Source organism: Nostoc sp., from assembly GCF_036917195.1.
Classification (GTDB): domain Bacteria; phylum Cyanobacteriota; class Cyanobacteriia; order Cyanobacteriales; family Nostocaceae; genus Nostoc.
The window spans coordinates 39,012-55,053 of sequence record NZ_JBALDG010000077.1; the positions used below are offsets into that span (position 1 = coordinate 39,012).

16 protein-coding genes, 1 tRNA gene and 1 pseudogene are annotated in these 16,042 nt (G+C 42.6%); 9 read left to right on the plus strand and 9 right to left on the minus strand.

Annotated elements, in window-relative coordinates; all coding sequences use genetic code 11:
* Positions 1 to 126: 126 nt before the first annotated feature.
* Together V7K40_RS26545 and V7K40_RS26550 are read left to right on the plus strand one after the other, a co-directional pair.
* Complete coding sequence (locus V7K40_RS26545) at positions 127 to 663, plus strand: peroxiredoxin (RefSeq protein ID WP_334965065.1); 537 nt, start codon at positions 127 to 129, stop codon at positions 661 to 663.
* A 57-nt stretch (positions 664 to 720) separates the two neighbouring features.
* The gene (locus tag V7K40_RS26550; protein WP_334965067.1) at positions 721 to 1,374 is read left to right on the plus strand and encodes a glutathione S-transferase family protein; all 654 of its coding nucleotides are present in this window, start codon (positions 721 to 723) and stop codon (positions 1,372 to 1,374) included.
* A gap of 78 nt (positions 1,375 to 1,452) precedes the next feature.
* On the opposite strand, the gene V7K40_RS26555 is transcribed toward V7K40_RS26550, so the two are convergent.
* The 3 genes from V7K40_RS26555 to V7K40_RS26565 form a co-directional block, all read right to left on the minus strand.
* Complete coding sequence (locus V7K40_RS26555; protein WP_334965069.1) at positions 1,453 to 2,487, minus strand: DnaJ C-terminal domain-containing protein; 1,035 nt, start codon at positions 2,485 to 2,487, stop codon at positions 1,453 to 1,455.
* 178 nt (positions 2,488 to 2,665) lie between these two features.
* Entirely contained in the window at positions 2,666 to 3,139 is a 474-nt protein-coding gene (locus tag V7K40_RS26560; protein WP_334965071.1) for an AAA family ATPase, read from the minus strand.
* A 223-nt stretch (positions 3,140 to 3,362) separates the two neighbouring features.
* Positions 3,363 to 4,652 carry a glucose-1-phosphate adenylyltransferase gene (locus tag V7K40_RS26565; RefSeq protein ID WP_334965073.1) on the minus strand — a complete coding sequence of 430 codons (1,290 nt, stop codon included), beginning with the start codon at positions 4,650 to 4,652 and terminating at the stop codon, positions 3,363 to 3,365.
* Positions 4,653 to 5,124: 472 nt separating this feature from the next.
* Between V7K40_RS26565 and V7K40_RS26570 the strand changes: the two are divergent.
* Positions 5,125 to 5,327 (plus strand): annotated as a pseudogene (locus V7K40_RS26570) (CU044_2847 family protein).
* Positions 5,328 to 5,370: 43 nt separating this feature from the next.
* On the opposite strand, the gene V7K40_RS26575 reads toward V7K40_RS26570, so the two are convergent.
* Positions 5,371 to 5,670, minus strand: coding sequence for a hypothetical protein (locus tag V7K40_RS26575; RefSeq protein ID WP_334965075.1), 300 nt, complete (start codon positions 5,668 to 5,670; stop codon positions 5,371 to 5,373).
* Positions 5,671 to 5,784: 114 nt separating this feature from the next.
* Complete coding sequence (locus V7K40_RS26580; protein ID WP_334965077.1) at positions 5,785 to 7,512, minus strand: S8 family peptidase; 1,728 nt, start codon at positions 7,510 to 7,512, stop codon at positions 5,785 to 5,787.
* 717 nt (positions 7,513 to 8,229) lie between these two features.
* Between V7K40_RS26580 and V7K40_RS26585 the strand changes: the two genes are divergently transcribed.
* Positions 8,230 to 9,696, plus strand: coding sequence for a glycoside hydrolase family 13 protein (locus tag V7K40_RS26585; RefSeq protein ID WP_334965079.1), 1,467 nt, complete (start codon positions 8,230 to 8,232; stop codon positions 9,694 to 9,696).
* A 131-nt stretch (positions 9,697 to 9,827) separates the two neighbouring features.
* On the opposite strand, the gene V7K40_RS26590 is transcribed toward V7K40_RS26585, so the two are convergent.
* A complete protein-coding gene (locus V7K40_RS26590) occupies positions 9,828 to 10,247 on the minus strand; it encodes a fasciclin domain-containing protein (RefSeq protein WP_334965081.1) in 420 nt (139 codons plus the stop codon).
* A 165-nt stretch (positions 10,248 to 10,412) separates the two neighbouring features.
* Between V7K40_RS26590 and V7K40_RS26595 the strand changes: the two genes are divergently transcribed.
* The 4 genes from V7K40_RS26595 to V7K40_RS26610 all read left to right on the plus strand — a co-directional run bounded on the left by V7K40_RS26595 (position 10,413) and on the right by V7K40_RS26610 (position 11,821).
* Positions 10,413 to 10,649, plus strand: coding sequence for a DNA-directed RNA polymerase subunit omega (locus tag V7K40_RS26595; RefSeq protein ID WP_273767371.1), 237 nt, complete (start codon positions 10,413 to 10,415; stop codon positions 10,647 to 10,649).
* Between the two features lie 24 nt (positions 10,650 to 10,673).
* On the plus strand, positions 10,674 to 11,282 hold the full coding sequence (locus tag V7K40_RS26600) for a hypothetical protein (RefSeq protein ID WP_334965083.1): 609 nt from the start codon (positions 10,674 to 10,676) through the stop codon (positions 11,280 to 11,282).
* A gap of 49 nt (positions 11,283 to 11,331) precedes the next feature.
* Complete coding sequence (locus V7K40_RS26605; protein WP_334965085.1) at positions 11,332 to 11,697, plus strand: DUF1818 family protein; 366 nt, start codon at positions 11,332 to 11,334, stop codon at positions 11,695 to 11,697.
* 50 nt (positions 11,698 to 11,747) lie between these two features.
* Positions 11,748 to 11,821 (plus strand) — tRNA-Pro (locus V7K40_RS26610).
* Positions 11,822 to 12,085: 264 nt separating this feature from the next.
* Here the strand turns inward: V7K40_RS26610 and V7K40_RS26615 are convergent.
* Both V7K40_RS26615 and V7K40_RS26620 read right to left on the minus strand, forming a co-directional pair.
* Positions 12,086 to 12,529 (minus strand): PIN domain-containing protein, encoded by a 444-nt coding sequence (locus V7K40_RS26615; protein WP_334965087.1) that lies wholly within the window; start codon positions 12,527 to 12,529, stop codon positions 12,086 to 12,088.
* Positions 12,517 to 12,756 carry a hypothetical protein gene (locus V7K40_RS26620; protein ID WP_334965088.1) on the minus strand — a complete coding sequence of 80 codons (240 nt, stop codon included), beginning with the start codon at positions 12,754 to 12,756 and terminating at the stop codon, positions 12,517 to 12,519. Before V7K40_RS26620 ends, V7K40_RS26615 begins: the two co-directional genes overlap by 13 nt.
* Positions 12,757 to 13,140: 384 nt before the next feature.
* On the opposite strand from V7K40_RS26620, the gene V7K40_RS26625 reads away from it, so the two are divergent.
* A complete protein-coding gene (locus V7K40_RS26625; RefSeq protein ID WP_334965090.1) occupies positions 13,141 to 14,781 on the plus strand; it encodes a metallophosphoesterase family protein in 1,641 nt (546 codons plus the stop codon).
* 322 nt (positions 14,782 to 15,103) lie between these two features.
* Here V7K40_RS26625 and V7K40_RS26630 read toward each other — a convergent pair whose 3' ends face one another.
* Complete coding sequence (locus V7K40_RS26630) at positions 15,104 to 16,036, minus strand: serine hydrolase (RefSeq protein WP_334965092.1); 933 nt, start codon at positions 16,034 to 16,036, stop codon at positions 15,104 to 15,106.
* Positions 16,037 to 16,042 lie beyond the last annotated feature (6 nt).

Consider the following 16,042-nt stretch of genomic DNA (forward strand, 5'->3'; position numbering starts at 1 on the left):
GTTGGAGTTGAGAGTAAAATCAATGAAAACCACAGATAAATAGAGATACACATTAAACAGTGTCAACCTCCATATCTATTTGTGGTTTTTTCATACAATAGTATTTAAATAATCAGGGTTAAAATTATGCTTACTTCAACTGATTTTAGTGGTTTATTAAATGAGCGCTTCTTCCGCAATTTTTTACCAGTTCCAGCAACATATCAACTCAGGTTGGGAGTGGGAACACCAGATTTTCAACTGCCAGATATTACCAACGGGACTTTAGTAAAATTGTCTGATTATAAAGGCAAACAACCAGTATTAGTCGCCTTTACTCGCATCTTTACCGAAAAACAATATTGTCCTTTTTGTTTTCCTCACATCAAAGCTTTGAAGGAGAATTATGAGCAATTTAAAAAGCGTGGTATAGAAGTTTTGATGATTACTAGTACTGATGAACGGCAGAGTCAAATAGTTGTGAGAGATTTAGGCTTACAAATGCCGTTGCTGAGTGATCCAAGTTGTCGCATATTTCGTACCTATCAAGTAGGCCAAGCACTGGGAGCGCCTTTACCAGCACAGTTTGTATTAGATAAAGAAGGAAAACTCCGCTACTGGCATTTATTTTCTTTTCTGGATCACAACGCTAGTGTTGAGACATTGTTAGAACAATTCAATTGAGTATAAGGTGTAAGATTGGCAATGTCCGCCCTACTTATAAAGCTGTGAGGTTTTCTTGTGCTGACACTTTACCACACGCCTTTTTCTCCCAACTCGCGCCGCGTCTGGATTACCCTTTTGGAAAAAGGACTTGAGTTTGAATTGGTAGAGATAAAACTGGATGGAGAGCAGTTTAAACCAGAGTTTTTGGCAATTAGCCCCTTCCACCATATTCCAGCTTTGGTAGATGATGGCTTTAATGTAGTGGAATCCTTAGCAATTTTGGACTATTTAGAGGCAAAATATCCTACACCTGCGATGTTGCCTAAAGATGCCAAGGATTTAGCGATCGCCCGGATGGTACAACTGGTGACTGTGAATGAGCTTTTTCCAGCAACTACCACCTTTCTACCTCAGTTTCTCGGCTTACCTGGAGGAGATCCAGAAAAAATTGAGAAGGCACAGCAAAAAATTGCCACAGTGCTGAAGTTTTTTGAAAATTTATTAGATGATCGCCCTTACTTTGCTAGTCAAAACTTCACTCTTGCGGAAGTTGTAGCTGGAACTGTAGTAACTGTGCTACCAAGTGTAGGCATTTCCTTAAGTGACTATCCAAAACTGAGCGCTTGGCATGATCGTTTAGTAGCACGGACAACGTGGCAAGCTACCGAGACTACTCCAGAGGCAATAGAAGCGTTAAAGTCCATCGTGGTAGCGAGAATGGCACAGTAAATTCATACCTAACTAATTTAGAGACGCGAAGCTAGACTTCGTGCCGCAATGCTTTCGTGTCTCTACAATCCAAAATATTTACAGCTTGACTTGCTGCAAATGACTGCGGGGATTATAAGTACGTATAGCCCGGATTTTTTCATAATATTCCCGCTCTTGTTGGCTGAGGTCTTTTGGTGGTGCGATCGCCACCTTCACCAACTGATCGCCGCGTCCACCCTTGGCGAGAGGCCAACCTTTGCCACGTAAACGCAGCGATTGACCAGAACGCACTCCCGCTGGTAGCTTGACATTAACTGAACCATCAGGTGTGGGTACATCAATAGACGCTCCTAAGGTAGCTTCATCTGGTGTGATTGCCACTTCGCACACCAAGTTATCGCCTTCCATTTGGAAGAACGAATGCGGCTGAAGTTCGACTTTTAAGTACAAATCCCCTCGTTGTTGAGTCATTGGGTTGATTTGACCTTTACCCCGCACGCGCAGGCGAGTACCAGGTTTAGCCCCAGATGGGATACGAACATCAATTGTTTCGTTACCTAAACTGAAGCGCTTTTGCACACCATTAAATGCTTCAGCAAAAGTTAGGCTGATTACAGCTTCTGTGTCCTGGGAAGTACCCGTGCTTGCATCACCAAACCCATAATCGTTAAAGCCGCCGCTAAAACCACTCGGCGCACCTGTGGAACTGCGGTAAGAGTAATTTTGTGAGTAATTTGAGTAATTTTGTGAGTAACTTTGTTGCCGTCCACCGCGAGGGCTAGCACCGCCAAAGCGTCCTAGCAACTCATTAATGAACTCATCAAAATTGCCGTATTGACTGAAGTCAAAGCCACCCATATCAGCACCAACACCGCCGGATGGGAAACCTTCACCAGCTTGTTTCCAATATTGACCGAATTGGTCGTATTTTTTGCGTTTATCTGTATCTGACACAACTTCGTAGGCTTCGCTAACTTCTTTGAAGCGTGCTTCTGCCTGTTTGTTATTTGGGTTGACATCGGGGTGATATTTGCGGGCTAGTTTACGAAAGGCTTGTTTAATCTCCTCCTGACTGGCAGTCTTACTAACTCCCAAAATTGCGTAATAGTCTTTGAAGTCGGTTGCAGCCATCTACTAGTCTCCTATAGAAATATCCTGTTATGTTTTTTTTTAAGATCACAGATGTTTAATTGCTAGGTATAGTGCCAAGCAATAAAGAATCTGATTTTAAATTAGCAAACAATATAGAAAATCAAGTGTGGTTCTTGCTCACCGTGCGATCGCAATTTCCGTACTCCGATTTTTCTGATCAGCGGATCAGCCTGTCTAACCCTTCTTCCAGGCTTGGGGGAGCATCCCGGAGTTGACGGTGCATCCGCAAAATAATTTCTTCTGGAACCTGACGCGATCGCCTTTTATTGCGTGCCAAACACAGCCAAACTGGCGTATCTACCCAAATTCCCGTAATCTGGGTAAAGCCCAAGTCACGGGCTAAAGCAATGACTTCACGTCGATGGCGGCGTTGGGCGTTGGTAGCGTCGAAAATTGCTGTATTTTCTGTAGAAATAGCTTGCTGAAATTGCCGTTCTACTTCTCGCCAAATCAGCAGCCACGGACCCTGAATGGCTTGCGAACCGAACAGTTGCCCCCGGATGGCATCCGTAGAAATCAGCGACATCTGGGGGCATTCTGCCAGTAATGTTTTTGCCAAAGTTGACTTACCGCTACCTGGAAGACCAATCAGTAATAAAAGTGAGGAGTGAGAAGTTACAGCAGTTTTCATGTATTTGAATCACATCTGTCGTAGGGGCGCAAGGCCTTACGCCCCTACTGCGTGGTCTATTTACCTGAAAATAACTGTAAAAGTGAGGAATTAAAAGTGAGGAGTGAGGAGTAATCAGAATTTTTAGTCATTAATTCCTAACTCCTGTACAGACGCGATTAATTGCGTCTCTCCTAACTCCTGTACAGACGTGATTAATCGCGTCTCTCCTAACTCCTAACTATTAAATGATCGTTCCATCAGGAATTACAGCATTTTTCAGCACCACGACGATACCACTACGGATATAGAAACCTTGACTTTCGCGGTCAGCTTCTTGCACATTATCTTTATTGATAATTTTGACATCGTGACCGATACTGGCGTTTTTATCGATGATGGCACGGCGAATAAGCGAGTCAGTACCGATACCTACGGGAATGTCACCTTTTTCTACGTTAGATTGGCGTTCTACAGAAGCTTGATAAAAATCTGCACCCATGAGTAGGGACTCTTCAATGACGCAGCCAGATTCAATCCGCGCTCGCACTCCTAATACTGAATGTTGAATGCGGCAATTTTTTAGAATACAACCTTCGCCGATAATTGATTCTGTGATCTGGCAATCTAAAAGTTTACTCGGAGGTAAGTAACGAGGGCGGGTATAAATTGGCGCTTTTTCATCGTAGAAACTAAAGGGTGGCTGGGGTTGCTGAGTTAGGGCTAAATTTGCGTGATAAAATGCTTCAATTGTTCCAATATCTTCCCAATAGCCATCAAACAGATAAGCTTGAACATTGTAATCCTTAGAAGCATCAGGAATAATTTCTTTGCCGAAATCAGTCCTTTCTAAACCTTCTCTCAATAACTTGAACAAAACCTCTTTTTTAAAGACATAAATCCCCATTGAGGCGATGTAAGGCTGTTGCTGGGCTTGTTCTTTTGATAATCCCAGTACACTTGTATCAACTTGCATTTGGAGTAACGCTTCACCTTTGGGTTTTTCGCTAAAATCGATTACTCTACCAGAATCGTCAATTTTCATCAAGCCAAAATCCGAGGCGCGGCGCTCATCGATGGGGATGACTGAGAGAGTAATATCAGCACCCGTTTCTCTATGGCGCTGGATAAAATGGCGATAATCCATGCGGTAGAGGTGATCACCGGAGAGGATCAAATATTCGTCTACATTCCATTCTTCCAACAGCCACAGGTACTGACGCACAGCATCGGCTGTACCTTGGAACCAGTTGGGGTTTTCTAGGGTTTGCTGTGCGGCTAGCACTTCCACAAAGCCTTCGGTAAAGCCACTAAAGTTGTAGGTACGGGCGATATGGCGATTTAAGGAAGCTGAGTTGAATTGTGTCAGGACATAGATTTTGAATATTTCGGAATTTATGCAGTTACTGACAGGGATATCGATTAGGCGGTACTTCCCCGCTACTGGTACTGCTGGTTTAGCGCGTAGTTTCGTTAGGGGGTAAAGCCGAGTACCCGCGCCACCACCAAGGATCATTGATAATACTTTTTTCACAAAATTTCTCCTGACTGCCTTTCAACTCTCATCTTCAGTTTAGGACTGTCTGCCACCACAGGTAAGGGGGGAGCAAATATTCTCAAGGATGAATTTTACAGAATGCTGTTGGTGATGAATAATGCGTCCACTGACGAAACATAATAGAACATTTGTATTAATAAGGGATATATATTATGAAAGCGATTGCTACACAAGTTTTACGACTATTACCATTTTTCTATGGATTTGCACATTAAGATACCCCCAATTCCCTCAAAAAAGGGGGTGAAAGAGGCAGGAGGATCTGATTTGTGGCAAAATCACACAGAATTGGTATTAACACTTTTTTTGGTAGACATCGTAGACATTTTATACTCCTTTGAGGACATCGACAATCGCAAAGTTCAATTAAGTTAATGTCAATTCCATTATCCAAAATTGGTTGACTGCTTCCAGGGAGGCGATCGCTCGGATGCAACAAGCTCGCCAAATGATTCGCTCTTATACTATATATGCTTTTAGTGCTTTTAAAGACTTCAATACTGCTGAGATTGAGGAGGTAAAACTTATATTTGGCATTAAGTTGGGTGGGAAAGCGGCATTCCTTACATTACTGAAGGTTCAGCTGAAAGTAATCTGCAAATTGAGGTGAAGTGTAAGTTTCCAGAAAAACAAAAACCTGATTTACAGTAACTGCAAAAAATTATCCGCGCAGTGTAGGGTTAGGCGATGCCCATTAAACACCCAACTTACCTATATTTATTCTCCTATTAACCAAACGTAATTGCTGCGATCGCTTCAAATACTTCACCCAAGGTTGCTCTGACAATTGGGAAATGGCATTTTCTGATAGTGTTGCCGTAAAAATATCTTTGCCACTGGTAACACCACTGACGCCTAAACTTTCTAAAACAGCAGTTGCAGCAGAGTCTAAAATTGGTTCAGTATGGATGAAAACCTCCAAACTAGTTTCTTCTGGGTCTTGAACATCATTTAGCCCTGTAGCAAGAGCGGCATCTAGTTTCTGATAATTCATCAGCAATTCCTTGGTAAAAAGGGTAGACAATAATTGCATACTCTAACTTATCAAATTTATATGTTTTTATCGCCTACCCTTGTACAGAAATAATATCCACCTTTCTCAGTCTAATTACAGATTTAAAGCATTAATCACTCCATAACCCCATTTGTGATCAAATGTGCCTGCGGGTTTTCCGGGAATGGCACTATTTTTGCGTAGCAAGTCTTTCACAGTAGCCGGATCAAGTTTAGGATCACGCTGCAACAGCAGTGCTACTAATCCACTAACCAACGGTGTCGCCATACTCGTACCAGCCTGAACTACAAACTTGGAATTAATCATCGATGAGCGGTCAAAACTGGCATCGGCGGAAAGGGTGGAAACAATCATTGCTCCTGGTGCTGCTACATCGGGCTTGTGTCCATCATTGCGTAGTGGACCTTCACTACTGAATTCCGAAATAGTATGCAATTCTAAGCCCATTTCTCGCACTTGGTTATCAATATCTGTGTACTTGGTTTTAGTAGTATAGGCAGCAACTGTAATTGCACTGCTAGCAGCTCCTGGCGAACCAATTTTTATCGCATCCTTCACGCTTTTACCTGTGAAAAACACTGACGAAGTGTCATCTAATGTCCACACATTTAAACGTGTGTCAGTTGAAGAAGTGTTGCGGACTCGCAGTTGCCAAACACCTCCCATTACTGGCGAGGGACCATTACCACGTATTTGCACAAAGAAATTATGGTCGCCGTTGGCTTGATCTGGTCCTGGTGTCGCTAATTGCACCCGTGCATCTGGTAATTGGTAATCTTGTGCAGGATTGCCGTCAATAATTATTTTTTGGAAGGGGGTAACAAAACCGTTAGGACTCCGCACTGACACTTCCAATTCGCTATCTTTGGAATACCAAGCGTTTAACCAAACTATGCCTATTTGATTCAAAGGAACATTAAAGCGCATACCACGAGTGCGCCCACTGGGTATCGTCGCTTGTCCATGAATATTGGCGTCCCCTTCGTTACCCGCAGCACAGCAAACAATTCTTCCAGGGCCAGTTTCGGCGTCAATGACTTTGGATAAGGAGTCGCTACCATCATGGGCATCAGCGTGTCCACCCAAGCTGAGATTCACCACTGCTGGGCGTCCCAACTCTCTAGCAACTCGGAAAATGTAATGGACGCCATCAGCAATGTGGGCATCCTGTAAATCTGATCTGACGACAACTAATTCCGCCTCTGGTGCTACACCGCCATAGGTAGTATCGGCACCAGCGGCAATTCCAGCAACATGAGTTCCATGACCACCAGTATCCTGAGAAATTGTCAGTTGCGCTGCCGTCAATTCAGCCCCATAGCCGCCCTCTGTGACTCCCGGGCCTGGTAGTGTTTGATCCCAAATTTGTAAAATTCGCCCAGCAAAGGCGGGGTGTTTCGGATCAATGCCACTGTCTATAATGCCGATGATTACTCCTTTACCAGTCAGTCCGGTATGGTTTTTAAACTCCGGCAGTTTGACTTTTGCTAGTGCAGTGTCCATCCTCAAATGAAGTTTGCGTGATGGCTTAATCCGCTGAATAACATCTTCTTCAGATAAGACATCTAAACTTTCTATTGGTAAGAAAGCTGTCCGCACACTCCCAGAATTCTGATTGACTTCAATATTATATTGTGATAGATAACTCAAGTCTGCATCAGGGTCGCAGTAAATAAAAACGACGCTCTTAGTTGGCTTGACCGGGCTTTTGTGGGCAGTTATCCCAAGCGATCGCTTGTGTGTAACTAAAGCTTGATCTCCTTCATTTTGATAGTCTTGAAATGCCAAAAGTAGTCCAGGAGAAAGTTTTTCGTGTCTCATTTTTACCTCAAATTTAATTTATTGGGTGAAAGCAAAGTGGTTTACCCTGATAAGTCGCTCTAGCATTAATGCAGACTATGTAGTTTTTTTGCCTTGATTATTTGATGCGACTATAGTTATCTATTTTTTTCATAGATAACATCAAATAAGCTTAAGAAGCGGGAAGTTATTTCTAAGACAATTGCTAATTCATAACTCATATTCATAAATTATGTCTCCCTCATAGTGATTTCTCTGGCTGGTGAGACATTTTTGAGCAGCCGCATTTAAGAATTACCCAAGACTGGCCTCACTGGGAATTTTTATGAAGCTATTAAACTAATCCAGTGTCTGGCTAAATCATTACGGACAAAGTAAATAAAATAAAATTAAGAATAATTAAGTAATAAATAAAAAAGATAATTTTAATAAACATTAAACACTAACAAATTGTAGTCAGAATAGTTAATAGTGATTATCAGCGAGGTTGCTCTAGAACAAGGCGCTTAAGCCCCAAGTTTCACAAATAATTGGTATAAATCAGGACTTACAGGTAACAGAAAATTGAACCACAGAGGACGCAGAGGACACGGAGGAATAAGAGTTTGAGAGTTTTTTTGCGTAAGTCCTATAAATCCCTAATGAGTACTGAAAAATAACAGATTTTCTATCATAAGTAAGAGCCATAAAGAAGCTAATATTTGCAACGATCGCTTCTGAAGCTACAAAAAGTTATTCATGCAAATTCAAACACCAGACTGGGTAAAACACGCTGTTTTCTACCAAATATTTCCAGACCGCTTTGCCAGAAGCAAACAGCCGCGCAAACGGCTGCTGCGTGAAGCCCGTTGGGAAGATTGGGACGCTATGCCAACACTTCAAGGTTATAAAGGCGGCGACTTATGGGGCATCATGGAGGGTTTAGACTACATACAGGATCTGGGAATCAATGCGATTTACTTTACACCCATTTTTCAATCTGCTAGCAATCACCGCTATCATACCCACGATTATTACCAAGTTGACCCGATGCTGGGGGGTAACGAGGCTTTTAAGGAATTGCTCGACGCAGCCCATCAACGGAATATCAAAGTTGTTTTGGATGGGGTGTTTAACCATTCCAGTCGTGGCTTTTTCTTTTTCCACGACGTTTTAGAAAATGGTCCCCATTCGCCTTGGGTAAATTGGTTCAAAATAGAAGGCTGGCCTCTTGCACCCTATACTGGTGAATTAAGAGCAAACTACGTAGGTTGGGGGAGAAATCGCGCCTTGCCAGAATTTAACCACGACAATCCAGAAGTACGGGAATACATTATGGAAATTGCCGAATATTGGATTAAATTCGGTATCGACGGTTGGCGGTTAGATGTACCATTTGAAATAAAAACTCCAGGCTTTTGGCAGGAATTCCGCGATCGCGTTAAGGCAGTCAATCCCGAAGCTTACATTGTGGGCGAAGTCTGGGGAGATTCTCGGAAGTGGTTGGATGGGACGCAATTTGACGGGGTAATGAATTATCTATTTGCCGGGCCAACAATTGCCTTTGCGGCTGGCGATCGCGTAGTCTTAGAACAAGTCCAAAGCCAGGACTATCAACCCTACCCACCTTTATTTGCTGCTGAGTATGCCACTAAAATCCAGGAATTACTGGAACTTTACCCTTGGGAAATTCAGCTAACTCAACTCAATTTGCTCGCAAGTCACGATACAGCCCGATTGATGACCATTGCAGGCAGCGATAAAGCTAGCGTCGAATTGTCAACTTTACTGCTACTCACCTTTCCCGGTGCCCCCAGCATCTACTATGGTGATGAAGTTGGTTTACCTGGTGGCATAGATCCAGACTCTCGTCGTAGCTTTCCTTTAGAAGCCAAGTGGGAGCGAGAAATTTTCAATAGTCACCGTCAATTAATTGCCCTGCGTCACACTTACCCAGCGTTGCGTACAGGTGATTACCAAGTCCTCCATGCTCAAGGACAACTTTACATCTTTGCGCGAACTTTGGGCACAGAGGAATTGATAATTGCCATCAACGCTGGCACAAGTTCGGCAACAGCGAATGCAGATGTCGTCAGTTTGCGTACTCAACCCAACAAGTTGTTATATGGCACTGCTGAGGTTGAGTGGAATGGTGAAGCAGAAACTCAGCAGTTGTCATTAACTCTTCCTGCACGCAGTGGGTGCATCCTGGGGACTGGAGACTAGGGACTGGGGACTGGGGACTGGGGAATAGTAGTTTTCTTTCTCAATGCCCCATACTTCGGCTTACCTCGGCTTTGCTCGGCACAAGTCGCTCAGTACAAGTGCCCAATCCCCCATGCCCCATAACCAATGCATTAACTTCCCGCCACCATTGCAGGCATCAACACCGCATCAATAATATGGATCACGCCATTGTCTGTCAAAATATCTGTTTTGAGGACATTGGCGTTATTTACCTTAAATTTGCCGTCGACAGATTCAATGGCTACAATTGACCCCTCAAGCGTCGCTGCCTCATTAATCTGTACCAAGTCATCAGACCGAACATCCCCACTAGCAATATGATACGCCACAATTTTCTTGAGCTTGGGGATATCTTGTAGTAGCGAATCTAAAGTTCCCTCTGGCAGATTGGCAAAGGCTTCATCAGTTGGTGCAAATAGTGTAAAAGAACCAGGACTCTTCAGAATTTCTATGAGATTTGCAGCTTCAGCAGCTTTTACCAGGGTATTGAAGTTTCCCGCGTTGACAGCAGTTTCCAAAAGGTCAGCCATAAGGGTGTGTCACTTTAGTTAGGTAATATTATAAGTAACTTAACTTATAAAGTGATTAAAACATTATTCAACCTGTATCAATATAGAGGTTGCTAGCGATTAAATACACAGCGGCAGATTTATCAGGACTGCTACACTGGGGAATGACCTCAAGAACCACTAATTATGCTAAAGCGTTCTAAGTTCGAGACAACTCAGTCTCAGATTATGCATCGGGCTGAGGAGCTGATTGGTGCAGCCTCAAATCGTTACCGCATTACGGTTCAGGTGGCAAATCGTGCTAAACGTCGGCGTTATGAAGACTTTGAAAGTAACGAAGATGTGATGATGAAACCAGTGCTAAGGGCAATTATCGAAATGTCCGATGAATTGACTCAGCCAGAGATTATTGGTGAAATATAAAAAAAAGACTTTAGAGAAGGTAGGATGAGCAAAAATTTATCGTTCATTCAACCCCTACTCAAGCCCTGGCAGACACTCACTGCCTTAATGGTAGTGGGTGTAATTGTTTTGAGTTCAGGGGCTGACAAATCAATACAGACAAATTTATTTAGCATCCAACCTGCGATGGCTCAAAGAATCACTCCTGGCGATGTTTGGCAGCAAGTATATCAGCAATTGCCAAATTTACCACGGGAAAATAACTATATCAGCAAAGAAAATGGAAAAGTTGCCGAAAACAACACCTTAGTAAATCGCCTGATTAAATATCACATTTATACCAAAGGGCGTGCCCCAATTTATCGCTTAGATTGGAAGCTAACTTTAGCTGATTACCTGGGTGCGAACGAAATTATCTATGATACTAGCTATCCAGGAAATGATTCACTACGGGAAAATCCTCTAGAAGGCGATCGCAAAGCCATCAGCCGGCTCACCCGCAGCCAGCGAGATGCTTTAGTGCAAGTCTTAGTCAATATATTTAATCCTACTTCTCAAAATACCCTATCGCCTAACTCAGATACCACAGCCAATCCTAGTACATCAACTACCCCACAGCCACCCCAACGAGGAGGTGCCGAATTACTGAAGTAATGGGAAAGTTATGAGTTGTAAATTAATAACTCCTAACTTTTAACTTTTTATGGAACGCGTTGTAAAAAGCGGATCTGGCTGGCGTATTGGCTGGAACCCCGAAGCACCTGATTTTAAAGGTTTAGTCGGTACAGATGATTGGGCAATTGAGTTAACCGAAGCCGAGTTGAATGATTTTTGCCGTCTAGTAGCACAGCTAGCAGACACGATGAAGCAACTCGCAACTGAATTGATGGAAGAGGAAAAAATTGCTTGTGAAGCTGAAAGCGATTTATTATGGATGGAAGTGGAAGGTTATCCTGATGCTTACAGTCTGCGCTTCATCTTGAATACAGGGCGGTGTGTAGAAGGTAAATGGGATGCTTCTGCTGTTCCAGATTTACTGCAAGCTACTGGGATACTTAAGGTTTTTTAAATTTGCCTCTTGATTATCCTAGAGTTTTGTTATAGAATGGTAATTCTGACCGGGGCGTAGCGCAGCTTGGTAGCGTGCCACTTTGGGGTAGTGGAGGTCGTGGGTTCGAATCCCGCCGCTCCGATTGATGATAAGCCATGCCTGCTAGTCTTTTTAAAAGATTGGCAGGTTTTTCAATCATGTCTGCCAGATAATATCAAATCTTTAGCATAAAATCATTCCAAAGCTTCACTACAAATAAATTGAGTTCAGTATCGTAGTGATACCGATACCGCAGATATTAGAGAGTTAACGCTGGAAAATCAGAGAATTTTGAATTATCTAGAATCTTTGAAAAAATAATTGTCCTAAGGTGGATGAAATTTATTTAACGCAGCATATCCAGAGTTCAAGATGTTAAAACTTCGCTGAGGATAATAACTGGTAAACCGGAGACATTGCTAAAGCCTTTATCATTGGTTATAAACTGGTTGCTATTAATAGATAAGGCTGTAGCTGCATGAATAGCATCAGGTGTTTTTAAGTTTGTTGTAGCGCGAAGGTTAGCAGCTTGTCGCAGTATAAATTGACTGATAGGAACTAGTTGCATATTTTCTGACAACAGCAGTTCTTCGTAAGCATTGAGCAAAAAGGTATCATTGTTTCTCAAAGGAATAACTAAAGTCTCCATCAATATAAGTTCACTGCTGACAACTTCAATTTCTCCTGTCTGAAATTTTAACCATAGGGGTCGCAGTAGTGAATAATAATTGGGGTTCCATTCAACACTGTAAATTACGATTGATGTATATATATAGATGACGCCAGAAGAGGGGAGTATTAACTGTCCCATGAATCCCGTTCCTCTTGCAGCTGTCTATCTATTTCTTCAACACTTTTTGGTGTGCGTTTAGCGTGAACTTCTTCTATAATTTCTATTGCAGAACGCCTTTTCACTTTAGGCTTTTCTGGCAAAATAACAAATACATCAACGGTGTCACCAATCTCGGATTCTGGAAGTTCTATTTCTATTTTGTTTCCTGGTAAAACTTTAGTTGTGATGCGTAAAGCTGCTTGCATGATTTTTTCAACTTTATACAGTTAGAACATCTTCGTAAATATTTGCCATTGTTAGGGTTAACCCTATTGAGTTTAATTCTAGTCTATTGTCCTACAAGCCTTACAGGGCAGCGACTCGCTCATCTATTTCTTTCTCCCATATTTCACAGTTAACGCCTTTTACGTCTAGGCATTTTTGGACTAGTTTAGATATTGCTTCGCGTTCTGTATTAGAAACACTAAAAAAGGCTAATAAGAAAACTGCGTTCAGTCAGTGAATACTCTAAAAAATTTGGTATATTACTTATGCTCAGACGCAAAAGCCGCCGTAAAATCTCCTCAGTGGCTATGCTTGCCCTTGTTATATGCTTTATGGTAAGTGTGCGTTTATTTGGGCAAACAATTATGACATCACCACCCCAACTGCTCACCGACCCATTTTTGCAACTGCCAACTGAAACCTCAGTGCGAGTAGTTTGGTTTACTGAGTTTGCTGGTGTTAATCACATAGTAACCTACGGGGAAAATCTCAAACAAACTGTTAAGGCAGATACTACCAAACTTAGTCGTACGCGTGAAGACCAAGAGTCAAGAGTTGCAACCCAAACCAAAAATAACCAAGTTTATCAAAAACCCGTCTGGCGCGACATTTGGCGACATGAAGCTGAGGTGACTGGATTAACTCCTGGTGTGCGGCTAAACTATCGTGTTACGAGTGGGGGAGAAGACGGCGAGAGTGTTAGCAGTGATGTTTTTAGCCTCGCAGCTACTCCAAAACCGAATACACCATTAAAAATTCTACTCACCTCTGACCATCAGTTAAAGCCGATGACATCTGCAAATCTGCAAAAGGTGGTAGAAACAATTGGACGAGTCGATGGGGTATGGTTTGCCGGTGATTTGGTCAACGTCAGCGATCGCGCCTCAGAATGGTTTGATCATGATAGTGGTGGTGCATTATTTCCCGGTTTACAAGGTCGTGCTAAATATGACATGACGCATAACGGTGTTAAGACAACCTATATTGGTGGACAAATAATTCAACATGCACCCATGTTTACTTGCGTTGGTAATCATGAGGTGATGGGGCGATTTGCCAGGGTGGGAAGTTTAGATGGTGAATTTGATGATACAATTCCCCGTGTCGTTGCTCAAAAAATCTACCAGGACAAATCTTTAATAGATAATTCTTTTAATACTAATACCTACGAAGAGATTTTCTCTTTACCAAAAAGTAAAGAGGGTGGAAAAAGGTATTATGCAGTCAGTTTTGGTAATGTGCGTTTGGTGGTACTGTACGCTACGAATATGTGGCGCCCTCCCAGCTTAGATGGAAAGCGTAAGGGTAGATATCAGGAAGCAGAAAAAGATTTAAATAATCCTGAAAATTGGGGTTATGGACAGTTGATTTATGAGTCAATTGCTAAAGGCAGCAAGCAGTACAATTGGCTAGAGGCAGAACTCGACAGCCCTGAGTTTAAACAAGCAAAATACAAAGTCGTGATGTTCCATCATCCGCCCCACACTCTGGGTGATAATATAGTTCCTGCTTATACAGATCCAATTCAAATAATTGAACGGGATGGTAATAATATCAAAGCAGTGCGTTATGAGTACCCGAAAGACGCAGATTATATTATCCGCGATGTTGTGCCAATACTTGAAACGGCTAATGTGCAATTGGTATTCTATGGGCATTCCCATTTATGGAACCGTTTTGTAAGTCCCAGTGGAATGCACTTTCTGGAAACATCTAATGTGGGCAATACTTACGGCGCTGCTTGGGGTGACAGAAAGCGAGAAGTACCAATTGGGTATCAAGAAAATTATATTAAGGTTGGTGATCCCAATGGTTTAGAGCCGATAGTGCCAACAATTGCTCCCTTGCTGGGCGAAGATGGGAAGCCGATGCCTTATATTACGAGTAATGATATTACCGTTTTCAGTATCTTTGATACGGGGACGGGTACGATAAGTAGTTATCGTTTTGATACTCGCAAGCCTGATTCGGAAGTATTGAAATTTGATGAATTTAAGTTGAAATAGTATATATGCACAGATGTGCATTGGTGTCAATTTAAGCCAAAACTTTTGAAAATCTCGTTTCCAGGTGTAACCTGGAAATACTCTTCATATCATGTCCGGTTGATTAGTTGTCATTGCGAACAAAGTGAAGCAATCTCCGAACCGCAAGCGAATTGCAACTCTTAGAGACGCAATCGCGTTCGTTCCACTGCGTTACACTCGCAATGACATATCGTAAGTGATTGAGCGGATTTGATATCATTGGGCTGCTGCCACTAATGAGGGAGGCGGAGCCTCTGAGTAAGCATTCCCAGTCTTCGACTGGGAACGAGGTAATTTGGAATTATAGACTAGCGATCGCTTCGGCAACTAATTTAGAAACAAAGGGCAAAATAGCTCGGTTCTTAGCCTGCGCTTTGCCTTCAGTAAATACCACTAAGAGGTAGGGGCGCTGATTTGGTAATTCAATATACGCGGCATCATGGCGAACTTGACTTGTCCAACCGGCCTTTGACCAAATTTGAGCATTTTCAGGAAGTCCACCACCTAAAAAACCTGTTACCTGATCTTCCTCGGCGTCAGCGGACAAATCGTTGAGAGTCCGTTTGAGCAAAGCCATCATCGCTTGCGATCGCCCACTTGAAACTGCCACCCCGCCTACAATACTATGCAGTAACCTAGCGATCGCATTTGTTGTTACCATATTGCGATTTTCCAGTAACTCTCCCACAAACGCCCGTTCCCGTCCATAGGGACCATCACCCCAAGTTTTTTGACAGATGTTAATCGTTTCCATTTCTTCCCAACCCAAGGATTGGTAATAGCGGTTAACAATATTACGCTGATATTTCCAGGTTTCAAAGGGCCCAGTTGGTAAATGTGGGCCTGAGGTGGTGCCACTGAGAATATCCACAATCAAACTGGTAGCATCATTACTAGAATCTACAATCATATCCTGCAAGGCTCGCTCCAACTCCTTGGAGGTTTGACTCATGCCTTTTTCTAACCATTCGTTTACCGCCACCAGATAAAATAGCTTGACTACACTGGCGGGATAAATCCGTTCAACACCACGATAAGTGAAACCACGAACTGGGTGATCCCAAAAAGCTTTGGGAGTCAGAGCGCCACCAGTATTTACTAGCACTGGTGGATCGTAAACAACCCAAGTTAGCGCAATTTGGTTACGGGCTAAAGTCCCAAATGCTGCCCAAGTTGCATCTAAAATGCCTAACCCAAGATTTTCGAGTTGTTCGTCTTTATTAAAAAAAATCATTCTCGA